At 68.7% G+C, this 18141-nt stretch carries 18 protein-coding genes and 2 pseudogenes; 11 read left to right on the top strand and 9 right to left on the bottom strand.

Features of this window, described 5'->3' with window-relative positions; genetic code table 11:
• Positions 1-2 precede the first annotated feature (2 nt).
• From K9S39_RS07815 to K9S39_RS07805, 3 genes and pseudogenes are all read left to right on the top strand, one after another.
• Positions 3-281, top strand: coding sequence for a DUF397 domain-containing protein (locus K9S39_RS07815; protein WP_248862599.1), 279 nt, complete (start codon positions 3-5; stop codon positions 279-281).
• Positions 278-1210, top strand: a complete 933-nt coding sequence (locus K9S39_RS07810; protein WP_283112292.1) for an SAM-dependent methyltransferase — start codon at positions 278-280, stop codon at positions 1208-1210. Before K9S39_RS07815 ends, K9S39_RS07810 begins: the two co-directional genes overlap by 4 nt.
• A 295-nt stretch (positions 1211-1505) precedes the next feature.
• Positions 1506-2316, top strand: a pseudogene (locus K9S39_RS07805) (IS5 family transposase).
• A 45-nt stretch (positions 2317-2361) separates the two neighbouring features.
• On the opposite strand, the gene K9S39_RS07800 reads toward K9S39_RS07805, so the two are convergent.
• The 5 genes from K9S39_RS07800 to K9S39_RS07780 form a co-directional block, all read right to left on the bottom strand.
• Complete coding sequence (locus tag K9S39_RS07800; protein ID WP_248862598.1) at positions 2362-3237, bottom strand: STM4011 family radical SAM protein; 876 nt, start codon at positions 3235-3237, stop codon at positions 2362-2364.
• Between the two features lie 9 nt (positions 3238-3246).
• Positions 3247-4635 carry an STM4012 family radical SAM protein gene (locus tag K9S39_RS07795; RefSeq protein WP_248862597.1) on the bottom strand — a complete coding sequence of 463 codons (1389 nt, stop codon included), beginning with the start codon at positions 4633-4635 and terminating at the stop codon, positions 3247-3249.
• Positions 4632-5438 carry an STM4013/SEN3800 family hydrolase gene (locus K9S39_RS07790; RefSeq protein WP_248862596.1) on the bottom strand — a complete coding sequence of 269 codons (807 nt, stop codon included), beginning with the start codon at positions 5436-5438 and terminating at the stop codon, positions 4632-4634. Before K9S39_RS07790 ends, K9S39_RS07795 begins: the two co-directional genes overlap by 4 nt.
• A 64-nt stretch (positions 5439-5502) precedes the next feature.
• Positions 5503-6816, bottom strand: coding sequence for an STM4014 family protein (locus K9S39_RS07785; protein ID WP_248862595.1), 1314 nt, complete (start codon positions 6814-6816; stop codon positions 5503-5505).
• Complete coding sequence (locus tag K9S39_RS07780; protein ID WP_248862594.1) at positions 6817-7770, bottom strand: STM4015 family protein; 954 nt, start codon at positions 7768-7770, stop codon at positions 6817-6819.
• Positions 7771-8063: 293 nt separating this feature from the next.
• Between K9S39_RS07780 and K9S39_RS07775 the strand changes: the two genes are divergently transcribed.
• Positions 8064-8390 (top strand): hypothetical protein, encoded by a 327-nt coding sequence (locus K9S39_RS07775; RefSeq protein ID WP_248862593.1) that lies wholly within the window; start codon positions 8064-8066, stop codon positions 8388-8390.
• A gap of 94 nt (positions 8391-8484) precedes the next feature.
• Positions 8485-9573 (top strand): DUF6745 domain-containing protein, encoded by a 1089-nt coding sequence (locus tag K9S39_RS07770; protein WP_248862592.1) that lies wholly within the window; start codon positions 8485-8487, stop codon positions 9571-9573.
• Between the two features lie 197 nt (positions 9574-9770).
• Here the strand turns inward: K9S39_RS07770 and K9S39_RS07765 are convergent.
• A pseudogene (locus tag K9S39_RS07765) lies at positions 9771-10631 on the bottom strand (carbohydrate kinase family protein); the annotation flags it as partial.
• 470 nt (positions 10632-11101) lie between these two features.
• Here K9S39_RS07765 and K9S39_RS42345 point away from each other — a divergent pair.
• The 3 genes from K9S39_RS42345 (at position 11102) to K9S39_RS07755 (ending at position 14262) form a co-directional block, all read left to right on the top strand.
• A complete protein-coding gene (locus K9S39_RS42345; RefSeq protein WP_319949540.1) occupies positions 11102-11965 on the top strand; it encodes an NAD(P)/FAD-dependent oxidoreductase in 864 nt (287 codons plus the stop codon).
• A 161-nt stretch (positions 11966-12126) separates the two neighbouring features.
• On the top strand, positions 12127-12507 hold the full coding sequence (locus K9S39_RS42340; protein WP_319949539.1) for a hypothetical protein: 381 nt from the start codon (positions 12127-12129) through the stop codon (positions 12505-12507).
• A gap of 525 nt (positions 12508-13032) precedes the next feature.
• Complete coding sequence (locus K9S39_RS07755; RefSeq protein WP_248862591.1) at positions 13033-14262, top strand: MBL fold metallo-hydrolase; 1230 nt, start codon at positions 13033-13035, stop codon at positions 14260-14262.
• A 681-nt stretch (positions 14263-14943) separates the two neighbouring features.
• Here the strand turns inward: K9S39_RS07755 and K9S39_RS07745 are convergent.
• Positions 14944-15117 carry a hypothetical protein gene (locus K9S39_RS07745; protein WP_248862590.1) on the bottom strand — a complete coding sequence of 58 codons (174 nt, stop codon included), beginning with the start codon at positions 15115-15117 and terminating at the stop codon, positions 14944-14946.
• A 491-nt stretch (positions 15118-15608) separates the two neighbouring features.
• On the opposite strand from K9S39_RS07745, the gene K9S39_RS07735 reads away from it, so the two are divergent.
• Both K9S39_RS07735 and K9S39_RS07730 read left to right on the top strand, forming a co-directional pair.
• Entirely contained in the window at positions 15609-15794 is a 186-nt protein-coding gene (locus tag K9S39_RS07735; protein ID WP_248862589.1) for a DUF397 domain-containing protein, read from the top strand.
• A 94-nt stretch (positions 15795-15888) separates the two neighbouring features.
• Positions 15889-16221: a histone-like nucleoid-structuring protein Lsr2 gene (locus tag K9S39_RS07730; RefSeq protein WP_248862588.1), complete on the top strand. Its 333-nt coding sequence runs from the start codon at positions 15889-15891 to the stop codon at positions 16219-16221.
• 120 nt (positions 16222-16341) lie between these two features.
• Here K9S39_RS07730 and K9S39_RS07725 read toward each other — a convergent pair whose 3' ends face one another.
• The gene (locus K9S39_RS07725; RefSeq protein ID WP_248862587.1) at positions 16342-16740 is read right to left on the bottom strand and encodes a hypothetical protein; all 399 of its coding nucleotides are present in this window, start codon (positions 16738-16740) and stop codon (positions 16342-16344) included.
• 495 nt (positions 16741-17235) lie between these two features.
• Here K9S39_RS07725 and K9S39_RS07720 point away from each other — a divergent pair, with 495 nt between their 5' ends.
• Complete coding sequence (locus tag K9S39_RS07720; RefSeq protein ID WP_248862586.1) at positions 17236-17424, top strand: cold-shock protein; 189 nt, start codon at positions 17236-17238, stop codon at positions 17422-17424.
• 271 nt (positions 17425-17695) lie between these two features.
• Here K9S39_RS07720 and K9S39_RS07715 read toward each other — a convergent pair whose 3' ends face one another.
• Positions 17696-17899, bottom strand: a complete 204-nt coding sequence (locus K9S39_RS07715) for a hypothetical protein (RefSeq protein ID WP_248862585.1) — start codon at positions 17897-17899, stop codon at positions 17696-17698.
• Between the last annotated feature and the right edge of the window lie 242 nt (positions 17900-18141).

Below are 18141 nucleotides of genomic sequence, written 5' to 3'. Positions count from 1 at the left end.
ACATGGATCGCATACGCATCTACAACGGCATGCCCGCCAAGGAGTTGGGCAACGATGGCTGGCACAAGCCGTGGAGCGGGGGGAACGGCGGCGAGTGCGTCGAGGCCATGCGGCTGGGCGACGGCCGGGTGGCGCTGCGTCAGTCGACCGACCCGGACGGCCCGGCGCTGATCTACACCCACCGCGAGATGGTGAGCTTCATCGAGGGCGCGAAGGCCGGGGACGCCGACTTCCTGCTCGCCGCGGCCCCGGGCCGGTGCACCGAACGGAGGACGGCATGAGCGGGCAGCACATACCGCAGGGGGAGTCGGGGCCGGAGGTTCCGGCGGGGGTTCCGGGGTCGGGGGTTCCCGAGTTCCCGCAATACGCACAGGCGCCGGCGTCCTCGGGCTTCCCGGCCGAGGAGATCGACACCAGCCGGCCGCATCCGGCCCGGATGTACGACTACTACCTGGGCGGCTGGGACAACTACGAGGTCGACCGGGTGGCCGCGGAGCGGGTCATCGAGGTCCATCCCCAGGTGCGGCTCAGCGCCCGCGCCAACCGCGCCTTCCTGGGACGGGCCGTCCGGGAACTCGTCGGCGACGGCATCCGCCAGATCATCGATATCGGCACCGGCATCCCGACCTCGCCCAACACCCATGAGGTGGTCCGCGAGATCGCCCCCGACACCCGCGTCGTCTACGTCGACAACGACCCCATCGTCGCCACCCACGCCGGGGCCCGGCTGACCAACACCGAGCACACCGGCTTTGTACTCGGCGATGTCCGCGACCCCGAGGCGATCCTGGACCACCCGACCGTCCGGGAACTGATCGACTTCGACCGGCCGGTGGCGCTGCTGCTGGTGGCCGTACTGCACTTCGTCCGTGACGACGAGAATCCCGCAGCCCTCATCGCCACCCTCGCCGAGGCGCTCCCCGCCGGCAGCCACCTGGTGCTGTCGCATGCCACCGGTGAGCCGTACGAGGCGTACGCGCCGGGCCGGACGGACGTACGGGCGCGGGACGGTGTGGTGAACGTCTACAAGAGCGCCACCGCCACCCTCAATCTGCGGACGAAGGCGGAAATCCAGCCGCTGTTCGGGCCGTTCACCCCGCTCGACCCCGGCGTGGTGCGGGTACCGCTCTGGCGGCCGGACGGCGAGGTGCCCAGCCCGGAAGAGCTCAACAACACCATCTTCTATGGCGGCGTGGGGCGGAAGGGGTGAGCGCGGCGGGGCTGGGGTGAGTGCTCCGGAGGCGGGGGCGCTAGCGGCCCGTGGCTGGGGCGCGGCCTTCCGACCGGTCTCGTGCGACGGGAATACGCCCTGGGCCCCGCCGCCGGAATACGCTCGGGGCTCGCCGAGGCATCAACCTGGCTGCCCGATTGCTCTACATCTCGCGTTCGAAGTCCGTCTGGTTTGAGGATGAGGCAGAATCGCCTGACAGGACGCGGAACGTCATCGTCCGCCTCATCCGTGCAGACGCTACGGCGTCAGCCAGCGGAAGCCGTACCCCAGTGACCTGTCCAACGCCCGATGGGCCCTGATCCAGCCGACCTTAACCGCTTGGCGAAAAGCCAGGCTCGACCGCAGGCCCACCGGCCAGCCGGCCAAGGTCGATCTCCGCGACGTGTTCAACGCGATTCTCTACGTCAACCGCACCGGAATCCCCTGAAAATACCTCCCGCACGACGCCCCGAACCACGGCACCGTCTACGCCTACTACGCCGCCTGGCGCGATGAGGGAATCCTCGCCCAACTCGACTACGACCTGACCGGCCTGGCCCGCGTCAAAGAAGGCCGCAAACCCGAACCGACGGCCTCCATCTTCGACACCCAGAGCGTCAAGACCTCCACCAACGCGCCCCTGACCAGCCAGGGAACAGACGCCGCCAAGAAGATCGTGGGCCGGAAGCGGGGCATCATCACCGACACGATCGGCCTGATCCTCGCTGGGACCGTCACCGCCGCGAGCCCTCTCGGAAAACGCCGTAGGGATACGCCTCCTCGACCAGGCCAAGAACACCTACCCAAGCATCTCCAAGTGCTGGGTCGACACCGGCTTCAAGAACGCGGCCATCGAACACGGAGTCAACCTCGGAATCGACGTCGAAGTCGGCAACAGAAACCCCGGGGTTCGCGGCTTCCACGTCGTCAAAAGGCGCTGGGTAGTAGAACGCAGCCTGGGTTGGCTTATGTTGCGCCGACGCCTGGCCCGCGATGACGAAGCCCTTCCCGCCAGCTCCGAAGCCATGATCCACGTCGCGTCGATCGACAACCTCGCCAAGCGCATAACGGACGAGACCACACCTACCTGGCGAGGTGCGTACTAGGATACAACCGGCCATTCGGCTAGATCAGACGCGCCCTCCTAAGGGTCACGGTGGCGGGGCGGCGGCACCGCGTACGGGTACTTGCGCCGGGATGCGTTCCAGCACTCCGCCCGCGAACACGTCGTACAGCGGCAGCGTCTCCAGATGGACATAGCCGATGTGGCAGTCGCAGGCGGTCAGTGGACAGGGGCGCGGGCGGAGCGCCGCGCGGTAGCTGCCGTCGTAGAGATTGCCCAGTTCGGCACGGACGAAATGGCAGCGCCGGACCGTGCCGTCGCCGTCCACCGAGATCACCGATTCGCCCGTCCGGCACGGGAGTCCGGCGCTCTGGTGTGGACGGCGACTGAATGGGAACAGCGGATCCAGCTCCGTCCACACGGCGGCCTCCGCGTCCGAATAGGCGTGGCCCTCGGCGGCGTTGACCCAGAGATAGACGTGCTCGGCGAGATCGGCGCGCAGCCTGCGGGCGTGTTCGAGGTGCTCCGGGAGGCCCACGATGCCGACGCTGAACCGGGCGCCGTGCCCGGCCAGCCCCCGGGTCTTCGCCAGGAAACGGTCGTACGGCGTCTGCCCCGGGTGGTAGGTGCACCACAGGGACAGCGTGTCGAGATCCGCCTCGGTCAGCCAGTCGGTGCGGCAGCTGAGATTGGTCTGGATCGCCACCCGTTGGATGTGCGGGAGCCGGCTCAGCTCGGCCAGGGTGCGGCGGTACCAGGAGCGGACCAGGCCCTCGCCCCAGGGGGTGAACAGGATCGACAGCCGGTCGCCTTTCTGGTGCGCCGCCCAGTCTGCGAAGCGGGCCAGCGCCGCGCGGTCGGCGCGCAGCTGCTCACGGCTGTCCCGTCGCTTGGCGAACGGGCAGTACGGGCAGTCGAAGTCGCAGGACGCCAGCGGGCCGCGGTAGAGAATCGTCAAGTCCACGAAGCGGCCTTACTTGAGGCCATAGGCGGCCATACGGGCCCGTACGGCGGGAGAGAACAGCATCGGTCCCACAGCGTCGGAATGCGCCAGCCCTTCCGCGGACAGCCGTAGCCGCTCGGGGGCCGCGGCGGTGTCCAGCCAGCCCCGGTCGGCGCATCGCGCCAGCTCCTCAGGGAAGTCGTCGGCGGGCGAACTACCGAAGCGGGCACGGTAGTCCGCGGTCGCCATCCCCTCCGCCTGGAGCACCGACTGCAGCAGATGCCGGCGCCGCGCCTCGTCCTCGGTCATCTCCCAGCCGAACTCGGCGTGCGCGAACGCCGAGGCCGGCCGGGATATGTAGTCGTCGATGATGGAGCGGATCTCCCTCATGCCGACGGCGTAGTCGAAGGCGTAGTGCAGACGGGAGGTGTAGGACCGGGCGCCGCAGCCCAGGCCGATCATGCCGTCGGTCTGGCAGGCGTGGTCGTCGCCGGAGACGGGTGCGGCCGTGCCCCGAAGGCGGAACATCCGCATGGACACCTGCTCATAGCCCGCGGCCAGCAGATGGTCGCGGCCGTGGCGGTGGAGCCGCAGCCGCTGGGCGTCCCACTCCGGGTCGGGTGCGCCGGGATCCCTGCGCGCCAGGCCGGTCAGCGGACGCACATACAGCGGGTAGAGATACAGCTCTTCGGGGCGCCAGGCGAGCGCCGCGTCCAGCGACCGCTGCCAGCTGCGCTCCGTCTGGCCGTCGATGCCGTAGATCAGGTCGATGTTGAGGACCGGGACGCCCGATTCCCGGATACGGTGCAGGGCGGCCGCCACCTCGTCCGGGCTCTGCGGGCGGACCGCGGCCCGTGCTTCCGCCTCGATGAAGCTCTGCACCCCGATGCTGATCCGGGTCGCACCGCGTTCGGCCAGGACGCCCAGGCGGTCCGCGGTGGCGGTCGACGGCGAGGTCTCCACGGAGAGCGGCACCGCACGCAGATCGGCGCCCATCCGCAGCTCGGCGATATCGCAGAGCCGGGAGAGCTCGCGGGCGCCGAGGAAGGTCGGGGTGCCGCCGCCGAAGGCCGCCGCGGCGAAGCGGGCGTCGCCCTGCAGCGCGTCCCGGACGGCCGTCGACTGGCGCTCCAGCGCGTCCAGATACGCCGAGGTCATGTCTCCGGGGGCGCCGATGCGGGTGAAGAGATTACAGAAGCCGCAGCGGACTTCGCAGAACGGTATGTGGAGATAGAGCGAGAGGGCGCCCTGCGGTTCGGCCGCCCAGAGGTCGCGCAGCAACGGGCGGTCATGGAGGGGGCGGTAGGCCGTTTTGTGGGGGTAGGCGTAGACGTAGCTCTCGTAGGGGCTCGTGTACGGAGGCGTGGTGGGTGCGGCCTCGGTAACGGGCTCGGCGAGGGAGCGGGGGGCGGTGGTCATCGGGCGGCCTCGATGGTGAACTGGGCGTAGGGGACGGTCCATACGGCCTCATGGCCGAGGCGGTGGCCCGTATAGCCGTCGTCGCCGTACGTCGTGCCATGGTCGGAGCAGACGATGGCGAAGCACGGACGGCGGCTGCTCGCGGCGGCGAAGAGCCGGCCGATATGGCGGTCGACGTACTCCAGCGCGGCGGCGTGGGTGGCCAGGTTGTCGCCGGCCTCGCGGGTGGCGCCGGGCAGATGGAACCAGTTCGGCTGGTGCAGCGCGGCCACATTGACGAACAGGAACAACCGCTGCTCCTCGGGGAGCGCGGCGACCACCTCCTCGGCACGGGCGACCTGTGCCTCGAACGAGGTCGCGGACGCGACACCGAATTCGGGCTCCCAATGGCTCTCCTGGAACAGCCCGGGAAGCACGGAACCGAGCGCGGCCTGCCGGTTGAAGAAGCCCACCCCGCCTATGCACACCGTCCGGTAGCCGTTCGCGGCCAGACCGGAGACCAGGTCGGGGGTGTCGAAGACCCAGGTGCCGGGCGCGGTGGTCTCGCTGCCCGCGAACCGCGCCGCGAACAGTCGCGGATGCGGTCCCGGAGCCGCCGGGGTCGGCAGGAAACCGGCGAACATCGCCTGGTGGGAGGCGTAGGTGAAACTGCCCGGCGCGTGCCGGCGCTCCCAGCGCCCGCCGGGCAGATATTGGGCGAGACGCGGGATCCGGCCGCCCGCGGCCAGCTCCCGGGCCACGTCGTAGCGCAGGGTGTCGAGGGTGACGAGAAGGAGGTCGTGGCTGCCCACGATCTCGTTCATGTCGGGCGCGGTGGCGGCCGGTTCAGGGGCGCGCGGGGGTGCTTGAGGGGTGTGCGGTGCTGCTTCAGGGGCGGCCACGGTGCGTTCCGATCTTTCCGTTCTCGGGCAGGCTCCCGGCCGGGTTCCGGCCCCGGATCTTGCCCCGGTCCTTGCCTGGGTTGTTGGTCAGGCCCCTGATGAGGTCCCTGTCCATGTTCCTGCTTGCGTCGTTGTTCCTGCTTGCCTCGTTGTTTGCGTTCGTGCTTGCGTGCCTGCTCATTGCGGCGGCGACCTGCGCACCGTACGTGTCCAGGCCCTCGGCGCCGCTCCCCGGGAAGCCGGTCAGCCGGGGGAGCAAGTCCCCGAAGGCATTCACCTCACCCACCACGAAGCGCCGCCAGCCCACCATGGGCAGCAGATCCACGCCCACACTCAGGGTGCGCGGGAAGCAGGCCGCTGCCGCCTCGCAGACCGCGAGGGCGTCGGTCCAGCGGGCCCCCGACGCCTCGATGGACGCCCGCGCCGCGCCAAGATCGCCGCGCGCGCCACCGAGATGGAGGTTGGTCATCGGCGAGCGGCTGGTCCGTACGACGGCATGGGTGGCGCGGCCGGCCACGACCACGACCCGTAGGTCGGCGACCCGGCCGGTCTGCGCCGTCTTGGGGATCCAGCGCTCGATGTGCAGACCGTCCGGCGCCAGCGCGTCCACGATGGCCGCGATCTGCCGCTCTTCCGTATAGCGGCGGACCCGTAGGGAGTTGAACAGGACGCCGTCCGGGCCCGGTTCGACGGAGGTCGTGGCACGGAACCGACTGCCGCCGTCCGTCTCCAGGGCCAGCACACCGGACGCCGACGAACCGTGCGCCGGCTTGAGGAAGGCGCGCCGCAGGCCGGCATCCCGCAACAGCTCCCGGGTCTCCGCCCACCCACCGACAGTCGGCGCGGCCGGGCCGGACGTCGGTGACTCCGGGACCGGCACCCCAGCGGCACGCAGTACCCCATGACACCGCCGCTTGTGGAACAGCACCGCCAGCTCTGCCGGATCGTCCAGGAGCGTGGCGCCACCGGCCGAGGCGGCGCGGGCGATCTCGCGCACCGCCTCGGTGAAGCGGACGTACCACCGGGCGGTGCCCTCGACCCGGGTCGGCTCGACGACCCCCCGGAGCAGCCGTTCGACCTCGGCGTTCTCCCCGGGGGAGTCGATCCGTACGGTCTCCCCGGACACGAACTCCGCGCCCGCGCAGAGCACTTCGGCCCAGGGCAGCACGCGAGGCTCGGGCAGCCCCGCGGCGCGCACCGCGTCGGCGAAGAGCGTCACCCGACGGTTCTCGGGATTGCCGACCACGGCGAAGCGGGGCACGGCGGTGCCGGTGTCGTCGGGGCGGGCGACGGCGCTCATCTACTCGGTCACCGCGGCATACCGCCACATCCTGCCGTCGTACTCGTCTTCCTCGCCGCGCTCATCGATCACGACCTCGACCCCGCCGGGCTCCAGCGCCGCACGCACCCGCCGCACCATGGCGTCGGTGAGGTAGTGGTGGTCGAGGTCGAGCTTCTTGAGGTGGGTGAGCGGCTGGCCGCCGAGCAGCGCCTCCGCGCCGGAGTCCGTCAGAGTGCCCATCGACAGGTTCAGCGTCTCCAGACCGGCGACAACCGGAGCGGCGCCGATCGCCACGGCGATCTCGTCCTGGATCTCGCTGTTCTGCAGCCCCAGGTGGCGCAGCGCGGGGAAGCGGCTGCCGGACAGCGCGGCGGCCAGATCCGTGGCCTCGTAGTCGCCGCCGTACTCGGGCACGCCCAGCCAGAGCGTCAGCGACTCCAGGGCCGGGAAGTCGCTCTCGCATATCCCGCGGACCGCGGCGGCCGGCAGTCCGCCCGATTCGAACCGCAGCTCGCGCAGCGCCTCATGCCGTACGGGCGGGAAGACCAGGCCGGCCCCGCCCCGCACGGAGAGGCTCCGCAGCGCGGGGAAGGACGCGAGCAGGGGCGTGACGTCGGACTGCTCGATCCAGGAGATCTCCGACTCCTCCATCACGATGTCGCCGAGGAAGATCGCGCGCAGACTGGTGAGCCGGTCCTTGGCGGCGACGACGGCGTCCACGACCACGGCCGAGGAATCCTCGTAGGACTCACCCCACTGCCCCAGGACCAGCGCGCGCACGCCGGACAGCTCCACGGTCTCGGTGAAGCGCTGCCAGCGCTCCGCGAAGGTCTCCTCGTCGTCGTACGGATCGACGGACAGCCGCCAGGCGACTGCGCCGGGCTCGGGGAGGGCGGTGGTCTCGGCCGGGGCCTGCGGGAAGTTGTAGACGGGCAGGCCGTCCAGCTCTTCCACATGCTCGTGGATGCTCATGGTCAATATTCCTATCAACCGCCACTGACAATGACGTCTCGCGCCTTGTCCGGTCAGCCTCCCTGCACGCCCAGGCACCGGTCACGGGCGTTCCCGCATTCGGCGGTCCGTGCGACGGTGCCCCTGCCGCATGCCCGTCGGCACCGCTCTGCGGTCAACTTTTCGCAGGTCAGAGCCGATTGTCAGACCCACCCTCTAACGTTTTCGACATCGGAATGATGCATGAAGGCGAATGATGATGAAGGCGCATGAGGTGGATGAATGCGCCCGAGGACGGAAGAGGGGAGGCGGTCGTGTACCGACAGGGAGATGTGCTGATGGTGCCAATCGAGGAAGCGGCGCTGCCGGAGCATGTGAGCGGTCTGCCGGAGGAACCGCGGGACGCGCGCGGCCGGATGGTGCTGGCGCTGGGCGAGGTCACCGGCCATGCCCATGCGGTGGTCGGCGCCGGGGCGTTGAGGCGTGAGACCGGGGCGTTCGGGCCCGCGCTGCTGCATCTGCCCGACGGAGGCCGGGTCGTGCATGAAGAGCATGCGGCAATATCGCTCCCCAAGGGCTGGTACCGCGTGGTGCGCCAGCGGGAGTACGTGCCGGGGTCCGTGCGGCTGGTGGCGGACTGACGGCGGGGGAAGGGCAGGCAGGAGCTGACGAGTGGCTTGACAAGTGAGTGCGGGCCGGCAGGCGGGCGATGAACGGGCGGGAGAAGTTGTGCGGATGAAGGGGGAGCTGGCTTTGGACTTGGAGGCGGCTGGAGGAGCGCGGGGCGAGGTTCGGTATGCCGGTGACGGCGTGCGGCCCGCCGAGGTCGAGGAGTGGCGTCAGGTGGCGGCCGCGACGGGGGCGGCGGACCGGGCGGCGGCCGAGGCGGGGGTGCGGCTGGCCTATCGTCTCGCGGGGCTCGCGGAGCCGGAGCGGGTGGAGTGGGCCGGTTCACCTAGGGAGGCGACGGCGCGGGTGCTGGCGTCCGCGCAGGCAGAGCTGGGGGCGAGCGTGCGTGACGTGGTGCGGACCCGGCCCTGGGCCGCCGAACGGGCCGCGCTGCACGAGGGGTTGGGCCGGGCGGCCTGGGGCGAACGATGGGGGCTGACCGGTGGCCGGTTGTGGGATACCACCCACGCTCTCGCCGAGCGGATACGTACCGGGGTGGTGGAGGCCCTGGCCGAGACACCGCAGGACGAGCCGGCGGTGCGGCTCGCCCTCCTGGACGTGGTGCTCGGGCAGCATGACGCCCCCTGGCTGGCCGCGTTCGCGGGGACCGGTGAGCGGCTGGCGGGCATCGCTGCGGTGGCGCGAAGCGCCGGGTGGTGGTGGCCGTACGAGAAGGTGGCGATCATCGCCGAGCGGCCGGTCGAGCTGCATCGCGACGAGGCCGGGCGGCTGGACCGGGGCGACGGCCCGGCCCTCGCCTTCCCCGACGGGTTCGCCCTGTATGCCTGGCGCGGGATGCCGGTACCGGCCACCTTCCTGGACGGACTGTCCGACCTGACACCGGAGCGCATCCGGAAGGAGGAGAACGCCGAACTACGCCGGGTCATGCTGGAGTTCTACGGCTACGACCGCTATCTCGACGAGTCGGGGGCGAAGCCGCTGCACCGCGATGAAACGGGTGTCCTCTGGCGTATCGATCTGGAAAACGATGAGCCGGTGGTGATGGTGGAGGTGGTCAACTCCACGCCCGAGCCGGACGGCACCTGCCGCACGTACTGGCTGCGGGTACCGCCTCGGACCCGTACGGCGCGGGAAGGCGTCGCATGGACCTTCGGGCTGGGAGAGGAGGTCTATGCACCGGTACGCGAGACGTGAGCGCCCGACGCACCCGGGAGATCGGTTCTCGGAAGTCCCGCGCTCTCGGGTGCGGCAGCGGCTCTGACCTGTGCCACGACTGTGGTGGGGGCTGTGGTCGCGGCGGTGGCGGTGGCGACTGCGGGGCCCGTGGCCGTGAGCGGGTCCGGGGCAGCCGGGGGCGTGGCCGCGGTGCGGGGAGTGTTGAGGGCGTAGTGGAGTTCGTCCGGCTTGATGAGGGCGGTGTGGGTGCCATGCGCGGTGCATGCGTGGGCCCCCGCGACGGCGCCCAGGCGTGCGCACTCCTCAAGGTCCCGGCCCGCCAGCCGGCCGTAGAGGAATCCACAGGTGAAGGCGTCGCCCGCGCCGTTGCTGTCCACGACGGGGCCGGGCGGGACCGCGGCGGGGATCAGCCGTGGGGTCCGGTCGTCGGGGGTGAGCAGATAGGCGCCGCCCGCACCGGCCGTCGCGATCACCGCCTCGGCGCGTCCCTTGCGGAGAATCTCCCGCATGACGGGCCCGATCCGCTCGCGCGCCCCGGCCGTGCTGAGGAACACGAGGTCGGATCGGAGCGCGAACTCCCGGTGATGTTCGGTGGCTCCGTTCCAGTTGTGGAGGTCGGTGGAGACGGGGATGCCCCGGGCTTCGATGTCGTCGTACAGAAAGCGGGCGAAGTTCGTGATCGACAGATGGACGTGGCGGGCACGGCGAAGAGCGGGCAGGTAGTGTTCGGCGGGCATACGCAGGTCGAGCGGGTCGCGGGCGTCGTAGAAGGACGTCCGGCGGCCGTCGGGGGCGACGAGGTTGACGGCACGCCGGGTGCCGTGCGGCGAGATCAGCGGCCGGAAGTCGACGCCGGTACCGGCAAGGCGCTCACGGATCAGCGTGCCTTGCGGGTCGTCGCCGATGAAATCCACGAATCCGGTGGCGAGTCCGAGCGTCGCGCAGCCGAGCGCGACTCCGGTGCCTGTGTGTCCCGCCCATTCCCGAATGGGCGGCACCGCGTAGGAGTCGGCGGACGGCACGGGAAGTGCGCCGACGCGCACGATGGTGTCCACGCCCGATCCCCCGACGACCAGGACGTCGTACGGCTTATTTTCCTGCTGATGTGTCACAAGCGTCCTCGTGTCCCTTTGCTGGTGAGACCGCCCGCGGACGGTGCGTCCGCAGGCGGGATTCTAGACGCAGAGTCGCCGCATAACGGGACGTTGGGGACTGGCGTGACGGGCGAGGGGAAAGAGTTTCCGGGAGTGGCGGTCGGTGGCGCGCCGGGCTGGTGATCCAGTCGGTGCGATTCCGAGGCCGACGGACCCGCTTCCGATAACGCGTGGACGGTGAAGCCTTGAGCCGGTTGGCCAGGAAGGGGCGTTGACAGGATGTGGTGTGCACTGAAGCCTGAGGCCCGTCAACGATCAAGGCTCGCAAGCCGATCGGACCGAGCGAGTCCATCGACCCGGACGACCCGGACGGGCCGGACGGGTCCGACCGAATTGGTCAAGGTGATCAAGCAGCGGTCAGCAGTGACCGGCCGACGGGAAGCGGAGCAGGAATGACAGATCGCGCCCATGGTGAGCGCACCGCGATCGTGATCGGCGGGGGGCTCGCCGGGATGCTCGCCGTCACCGCCCTGTTGGGGCATGCGGACGCGATCACCGTCGTCGAGCGTGACCGGTATCCGGCGGGGCGCGCTTTCCGCAAAGGCGTCCCGCAGGCCCGCCATCTGCACATTCTCCTGAGCGGTGGCCAGCGCGCGCTGGCCACCCTGCTGCCCGGCACTGTCGCTGCGCTGACCGAGGCCGGGGCGCGGAGCCTGTATCTGCCGCGCGATCTGCTCACCCGTACCCCCACCGGCTGGCAGCGGCGCTTCGACGAGCGTCGGCACCCCACGCTGAGCATGACACGGCCCGTGCTGGACGCGGTCTTACGGGAGCGGGCGCTGCACGCGGCCGCCGACTCGCCCACCCGAGTCGAGGTCCTGGAGGCGACCGAGGCAACCGGCCTCACCAGGGACGCCCAGCGCGTGACCGGAGTACGCGTACGGTCACGGAACGGTGAGCACGCTGGCGCGGCCGAGTGTGTGCTCTCCGCTGCGCTGGTCGTGGATGCCTCGGGCCGCGGTTCCCGGGCGCCCCAGTGGTACGCCGGACTCGGCCGGACCGCGCCGCACGAGGAGACCGTCGACGCCGGGATCGCCTACGCCACCCGTATGTATCGTCCCAGCGGCCCGGCCGGCGCGCCGGACGCCGGTGTCAACATCCCCGGCTGGCCGGAGTGCCCGCGCGGTGGCGCGTACGTCCCGGTCGAGGACGGCAAGTGGCTGCTGACGCTGTCCGGGGTGCGGGCACCACCCGCCCACGGACGCGGCGGAGTTCACCGAATTCAGCGCCACGATCGGCGACCCGTACGTCCGTGAACTGCTCGCGCACGCCGAGCCGGTCTCGCCGGTGCACGGCTTCCGCGACACCTGCAACCGCCGTCGGCACTTCGAGCGTTCCGGTGCCGTGCCCGAAGGGTTCCTCGTCCTGGGCGACGCCAACTGCACCTTCAATCCCGTGTACGGGCAGGGCATGTCGGTTGCGGCCACTCGGGGCCCTGGAGGTGCGCCGCACGCTGGACGTGGGCGGTGGCCTGCGCCCCGGGGGTGCCGCCCAGGCGCAGCGGGCGGTGGCCCGTGCCGCGGACCCCGCCTGGGTCGCCGCGGTCGGCGCGGACCGCCCGTACGTGAGGGACGACGACGCCCGGGCGAGCCTGGGCGAGCGGCTGAGCACGTGGTACTTCGACCGGCTGATGGCCCGCGCCGCCATCGATCCCGTCGTCGGCGCGACCTTCCGCGATGTCTTCTGTCTCACCGCCCCGCTGTCCCGTCTCGCCGCACCCCGCATCGTGTTCCGCACCGTCTTCCTGCCACGTCGGCCGGGACTCCCCACCCTCCCGGCCGGCATCGAGCCGGTGTGAGCCGCCCCGGCAGTGAGTTCCGCCGGCTGCCCGGCGGAGGCCCGAGAAACGGACGGCTCCGGAAACGTGCGGCCCCGGCAGGGAAGGGCCCGAAGACGGAGGGTCCCGGAAGTCCGGAAGCGGAGGCTCCGATAAGGGGCGCCCCGCCTCGGACCCCACAGAACGTGCGGCCCGCCGAGCAGCGGCCCAGGCAATCACCGATGCCGGAGGGATGCCGGACGCGGTCGCCCCACGCTTTGGGACGCCCATGCCCGTCCCCAGGCCCCGGATGCCCCCACTCGACGCCCATACCCGGACGCCCCCGTCCACGACCGGAGCCCCAATCCACCCCGACTCCCCTCGTCCCCGCCCCAGGAATGCCCCGGCCGCTCGCGCCGTTGGCCTGTGAGGATGAGGGTGATGGTGTGGACGCGGGTGTCCCGCCTCGTGTCGAGCGCCGGGAGCGGAGCCGGGCCGCCCGGCGCGCCGGAACCCCTCGTTCGCGCGGTCCGTTCACTTTGCGACCGCCCCGACCATGGAGGTGCCGTGACCGGTTCCCGACCCCGCCGCACGCCACTCACCGCGCTGCGTCCCGCGAGTTTCGGCGCCGAGCCCACCGGGGAGCGGCTGGCCAGGTTGCGCAGATCGCCGCAGTTCGTGGACGGCCAGTTCCGCAATCCGGAACCGACCAGGCAGCTGCTCCGGGGGGCGGCGCTGCCGATGGCGCGTACGCAGCTGAGCCGTGAGGGGCGGTTGTGCCGGGCACCGGTCGGCCGCGTTCCGGTGCATCGTCCGACCGCGGCGGAATGGGACCGGCCGCCCGCCTCCGGACTGCGGCTCACCTGGATGGGGCATTCCAGTGTGCTCGCCGAGATTGACGGGCAGCGGGTGCTCTTCGACCCTGTCTGGGGCGAGCGCTGTTCGCCGTTCGGCTGGATCGGGCCGAAGCGGATGCACCCGGTGCCGGTCGCGCTGGCGGAGCTCCCTCCCGTCGATGCCGTGGTGATCTCGCACGATCACTACGACCATCTCGACATGCCGACGATCCAGGCGCTGACCGGCACCGGCGCGGCCTTCGTCGTCCCGCTCGGCATCGGCGCCGACCTGGAGTTCTGGGGCGTCCCGGCGGAGCGGATCACCGAGCTGGACTGGCACGAGTCCACCCGCGTCGGTGGGCTGACCCTCACCGCCGCGCCCGCGCAGCACTTCTGCGGCCGTGGACCGCGCGGTCCGCAGCACACGCTGTGGGCGTCCTGGGCGGTCGAAGGACCCGAGCACCGCGTTTACCACAGCGGCGACACCGGTTACTTCCCCGGATTCGCGGAGATCGGCGCGGCACACGGGCCGTTCGACGCGACGATGATCCAGATCGGCGCGTACAGCGACTTCTGGCCCAAGAACCACACGGATCGTACGCCGCTGCCCGGAGCGTGGCCAGACATACACATGACTCCCGCTCAAGGTGTCCAGGCACACCTTGACCTGCAAGGACGCAAGCCCGGCGGCGTGATGCTCCCCATCCACTGGGGCACCTTCAAGCTCGCCCCGCACCCGTGGGCCGAGCCGGGAGAGTGGACGAGAGATGCAGCAGAAGAGGTCGGGCAGTCCGTCGCGTTCCCACGGCCAGGCGAGTCGTTCGAACCCACCGGAATCCTCCCTGTAGATCCCTGGTGGCGGGCAGTATCCGCGCCCATCGCCCATCCCTGGCGCCGGCCGTCGCCTCTGGATGTCACTTCGGAGCCCGCCCACGACCTCGAACTCGCGGGCGAGCGGTGATGCCAGTGGACGACCTGAGCAAGATGGCCCGGATGTTAGGCGCCTTGCCGCGCGACGAGCGCGAGCGTGTGTTGGGGGCGATCGACGGCAGGCCTCGGGTCGAACGGAAACAGGTGCCCCAGCAATTCACGCCCTTACCCACCTCTCGCGGTGCGTCGCGAATTGTGGTCCGAACCCGGACGGTGAAGTCCTGACAGCTGGTGTGGTGTCCGTCGCTCGATGATTCATTCACTCGGCCGGGTCTGTTCAGCCAGCCCAGCGCTACGGCTCCAGCCAGTGATCAGGGCCGCCACCTCGCCACTCGATGAATGCCGGATAATCGAGGTTCACGTCGTCCTCGGCAACGCCTGCCCGCCGCAGGAACTCCATGAGGTCTGCAAGCCTCCTCGCCGTGCCCCCGCTCACCCCGGATCGTCACGCGGCGATGCCCATCAACAGGCGGGTGCACGATCACGGGCGGCCGTCCATCCATGCGCCCCAGCCCGTAACAGGCTGGGGTGTTACGCATCCGGATCGATAGCTTGGCGGAGACGCTGAGCTACCTCATTCTGCTATTGATTCATTCATGCATTGATGGACCCATATGTCCGCCGACGCATGCCGCTCCAGTGTCACGAGACAGCCTTCAGGCGGTCCCGGCGGCCGACCACAACGTCGACCTCACTCGCGGCGTTGGCCTGATCACTCGCAATTCGACCCCTCGGGGCCCGTAGCCGTGATGGGGATGCCAAGGAAGCTGACCTCAGTGCGGCACTCATCGACGTCCACTCCGTTGGGCTGGGCGGCTGCCCAGGGAGCGACGGCGGAGAGCAGGGCGATGGCGCAGGCGGCAATGGCAAGAGCACGAAGACGCATGATTTCTCCTGGGTTCAGCCCCGCCTCGTTGACGGGACCGCAAAGGGAATTTCCGCATCGTCGTACGCCCCAGTCCGGAGGGCACGCTGATTCACCCGAACGTGGCACCGGAGCACCGTGCATAGTGCGGAGTCCCACCCACCACCCGATGGCCACAACAGTTACGAGTCAGCCTCTAGATGATCAGTCAGCGGAAGGCCCTGCCCATGCACGACGGGGGCAGCGTACGGCGGTGGAGCCAGGCGTCAGAGCAACGATGGCAGGACTCCGCGTGGCCACCGGCCGAGCCAGAACGCCGCTGCCGAAGGGTGATGTTCGCGCTCGGTCGATCCGTCATGAGGGACCGTCACGCAACCCCGAGAGATCGAGCTTTATGTTAAGGCGTTTTCCCTCCTGAAGCAGTCAGCTGTATACGGGAACACCGCACGGGACCTCATCTTCGCCGCGATTCAGCATTTTGATCAAATACCTACTGATTAGGGGGCAAAATCATGACTACGAAGCCGAGCTGGCGTACCAGTTCGCACACAAAGCAGGATAACTGCGTGGAAGTGGCCGATATTGGCCCGTCCAAAGTGATGGTCCGAGACACCAAGAACCGGGACGGCGGAACTCTGGCCTTCCCGTCAGTCTCCTGGGTAAATTTCGTGGAATTTAGCAAGACCTTCAGCGTCTGAGAAGGACTAGTGCCAGGCTCCTCTGCGGAGGGGCCTTTACTCTTTTCGTGGCCTCAGGGGGCACACTACTCTCAAGGTGCTCTATAATCCGCGCATGGCACAGAAGATCGTCACCCTTTACATCGATGACCTCACGGGCGAAGAGGCCGAGGAGGCCGCCACCCATACCTTCTCTATTGATGGTGTGACTTACGAGATCGACCTTGGCCCGGACAGCTACGAACAGATGCTTGAGGCGTTCGGCCCGTTCGTGAAGGCGGCCCGGAAGACTGGGAGGACCAAGGCCCGGGGGGCGCGGCAAGCCAAGGCAGCCGGCGGCGAAGATACCGCGAAGATCAGGGCTTGGGCTAAGGAGCAGGGCTACGACGTTAGCAACCGCGGTCGGGTATCGGCTGAAATCCGGGAAGCCTACGCGAAGGGCCACTGACACCTTCGACCTTGGATCACTGCTCGAAGCCCCCTCTTCGTGATGGAGAGGGGGCCTTGCTTGCGATGTGCGAACTGTGTCGGCGGGTGGTCGGGCACGCCGACAGAGCAGGGCCCAGGCTCAGGGCAATGTGAACGTGGTGTCCAGGAGAGCGGTAGCGAGTACGCGACCCTTAACCCGAAACTGGAAAGTCCTCCCATCGGCATCCGGGTTCTTCGGGCGCAGCTGCGCGGTGATCTTGACCGTGACCGTCTTGCCGTCCTCGACATCTGTGACTTTAGCGTCCACCTTTGCCGCCCCGAAGGCGTATTCGTACTTCCCGTTGTTGTGCCGTGCCTCAATCTCGAAGGCTTGGATCGCGGTCTGGACTTGCCGCTTATCGTCTCGGAGGAGGACTTTATCCGGGAATGTGACCTTCTTGGTGATGCTTGTCTCTGAGTAACTGCCTGAATCTGTTGTCCAGTCAAACTCAGCCACCTTCATTCCCACTGTGGGGATTTGGATGGTCTTGGCGGTCACGTCGGTTACCATACTGCTCGCCTCCCGTGAGTGGGGCATATACCAGGCAGCATTTGCCACTGCCACTTACCAGGAGACGCATGGGCCGCAGTCTCGCGCCATCTGGTTACTCCATACGGGCTACCGGGGCTGTGAGCAGGACACGCTAGGTGAGTGATCTGTGACTGTGAGCGAGGCTATCTCCCTCTCCCACCGGAGGTGCTGTGCACACATTGGGGTTCATGGCCCATTAGTTAATGGCACCCGAACGCGGCAGCCCTCATATACGTGCCCTCTACCACTGCACGGCGCCCCCGCCCGGCGGCAGTCGATGTGGATAACTCGACCACCCTCAGGAGTGATGAGTCGTCGTCGTGTGGCGCCTCTTCGCGGAACCACCCACCCGGACCGTTTCGGTGATGACCAACCGGGAAACCTGAAAAGGCCCTGTCGGCATTACACGGTCAATGGGTGGCTGATTGAAATATCGGACGTCACACGTGGAGGGAATGGCCGATGGCTACGGGAACTGTGAAGTCGTACGACTCTGAAAAGGGCTATGGGTTCATCGGCCCTGATAACGGAGGGGCCGACATCTTTGTGCACTACAGCGAGATCCAGACGAACGGATTCCAGATCCTGGAAGCGAACCAGAAGGTCGAGTTCGAGATTGGCCAAGGGACGAAGGGCCCACAGGCTCAGTAAGTAAGGCCGCTGTGATGACCACCCCTTAGATATCCTGCAGTCACGATCTCTAGAAGTGCCCCGCTCTCTCATTGAGAGTCGGGACACTCTGCTGTTGATGAGGGGGTGTAGAGACCCCCGCACAGGTTATGTAGATGTGATCGGAGGCAACTGGCGACACCGATCCACAGAATAGTGGCGCAGCTCACGCTAATGATTCATTCACGAGAAGGAGCACGGAAACCCGCAAGGGTCCTTGACGCGAGCCCCACGTTTAGCGTGGGCCCGTTGGTTACTGCCTCTTCTCTTTCTCGTTGAGCATTCGATTCAACTGATCGGCCAGTTCCCTTGCCATCGCTGCTTGACCAAGCACGTTAGGGTCAACTGACTCTTTCATGAAACCCGTGATGTCGCCTTTCGCGGCTTTGCTTGCTTCGCCTCTCATGCGGTCAATCGCTTGCCCTACATCCTCCGCGTTGAGCCACGGACCCGTCATGCCAACCTCCTAGCTCGCTGTCCAGCCTGGGACTGTGGAAGCCCCTCGCTCCCAGGGTGCGCAGGGGCCGGCAACGCGACACTTCAGCGCCCCGACGCATTGGCCCATATGGGCAGGAGCCCGTTGTTGACGTGGTTCATTGGGACTAAGGGGGCCCCTCAAGTGAGTCACAGTACCCGGCCCAGCACCTCGAAAATTTGATACCCGTACATGGTCCGAGGAAGGCACCCCCGGTGGGTCCT

This window comes from Streptomyces halobius, from assembly GCF_023277745.1.
Taxonomy (GTDB): Bacteria; Actinomycetota; Actinomycetes; order Streptomycetales; family Streptomycetaceae; genus Streptomyces; species Streptomyces halobius.
This window is presented reverse-complemented; position numbering and strand designations above follow the sequence as displayed.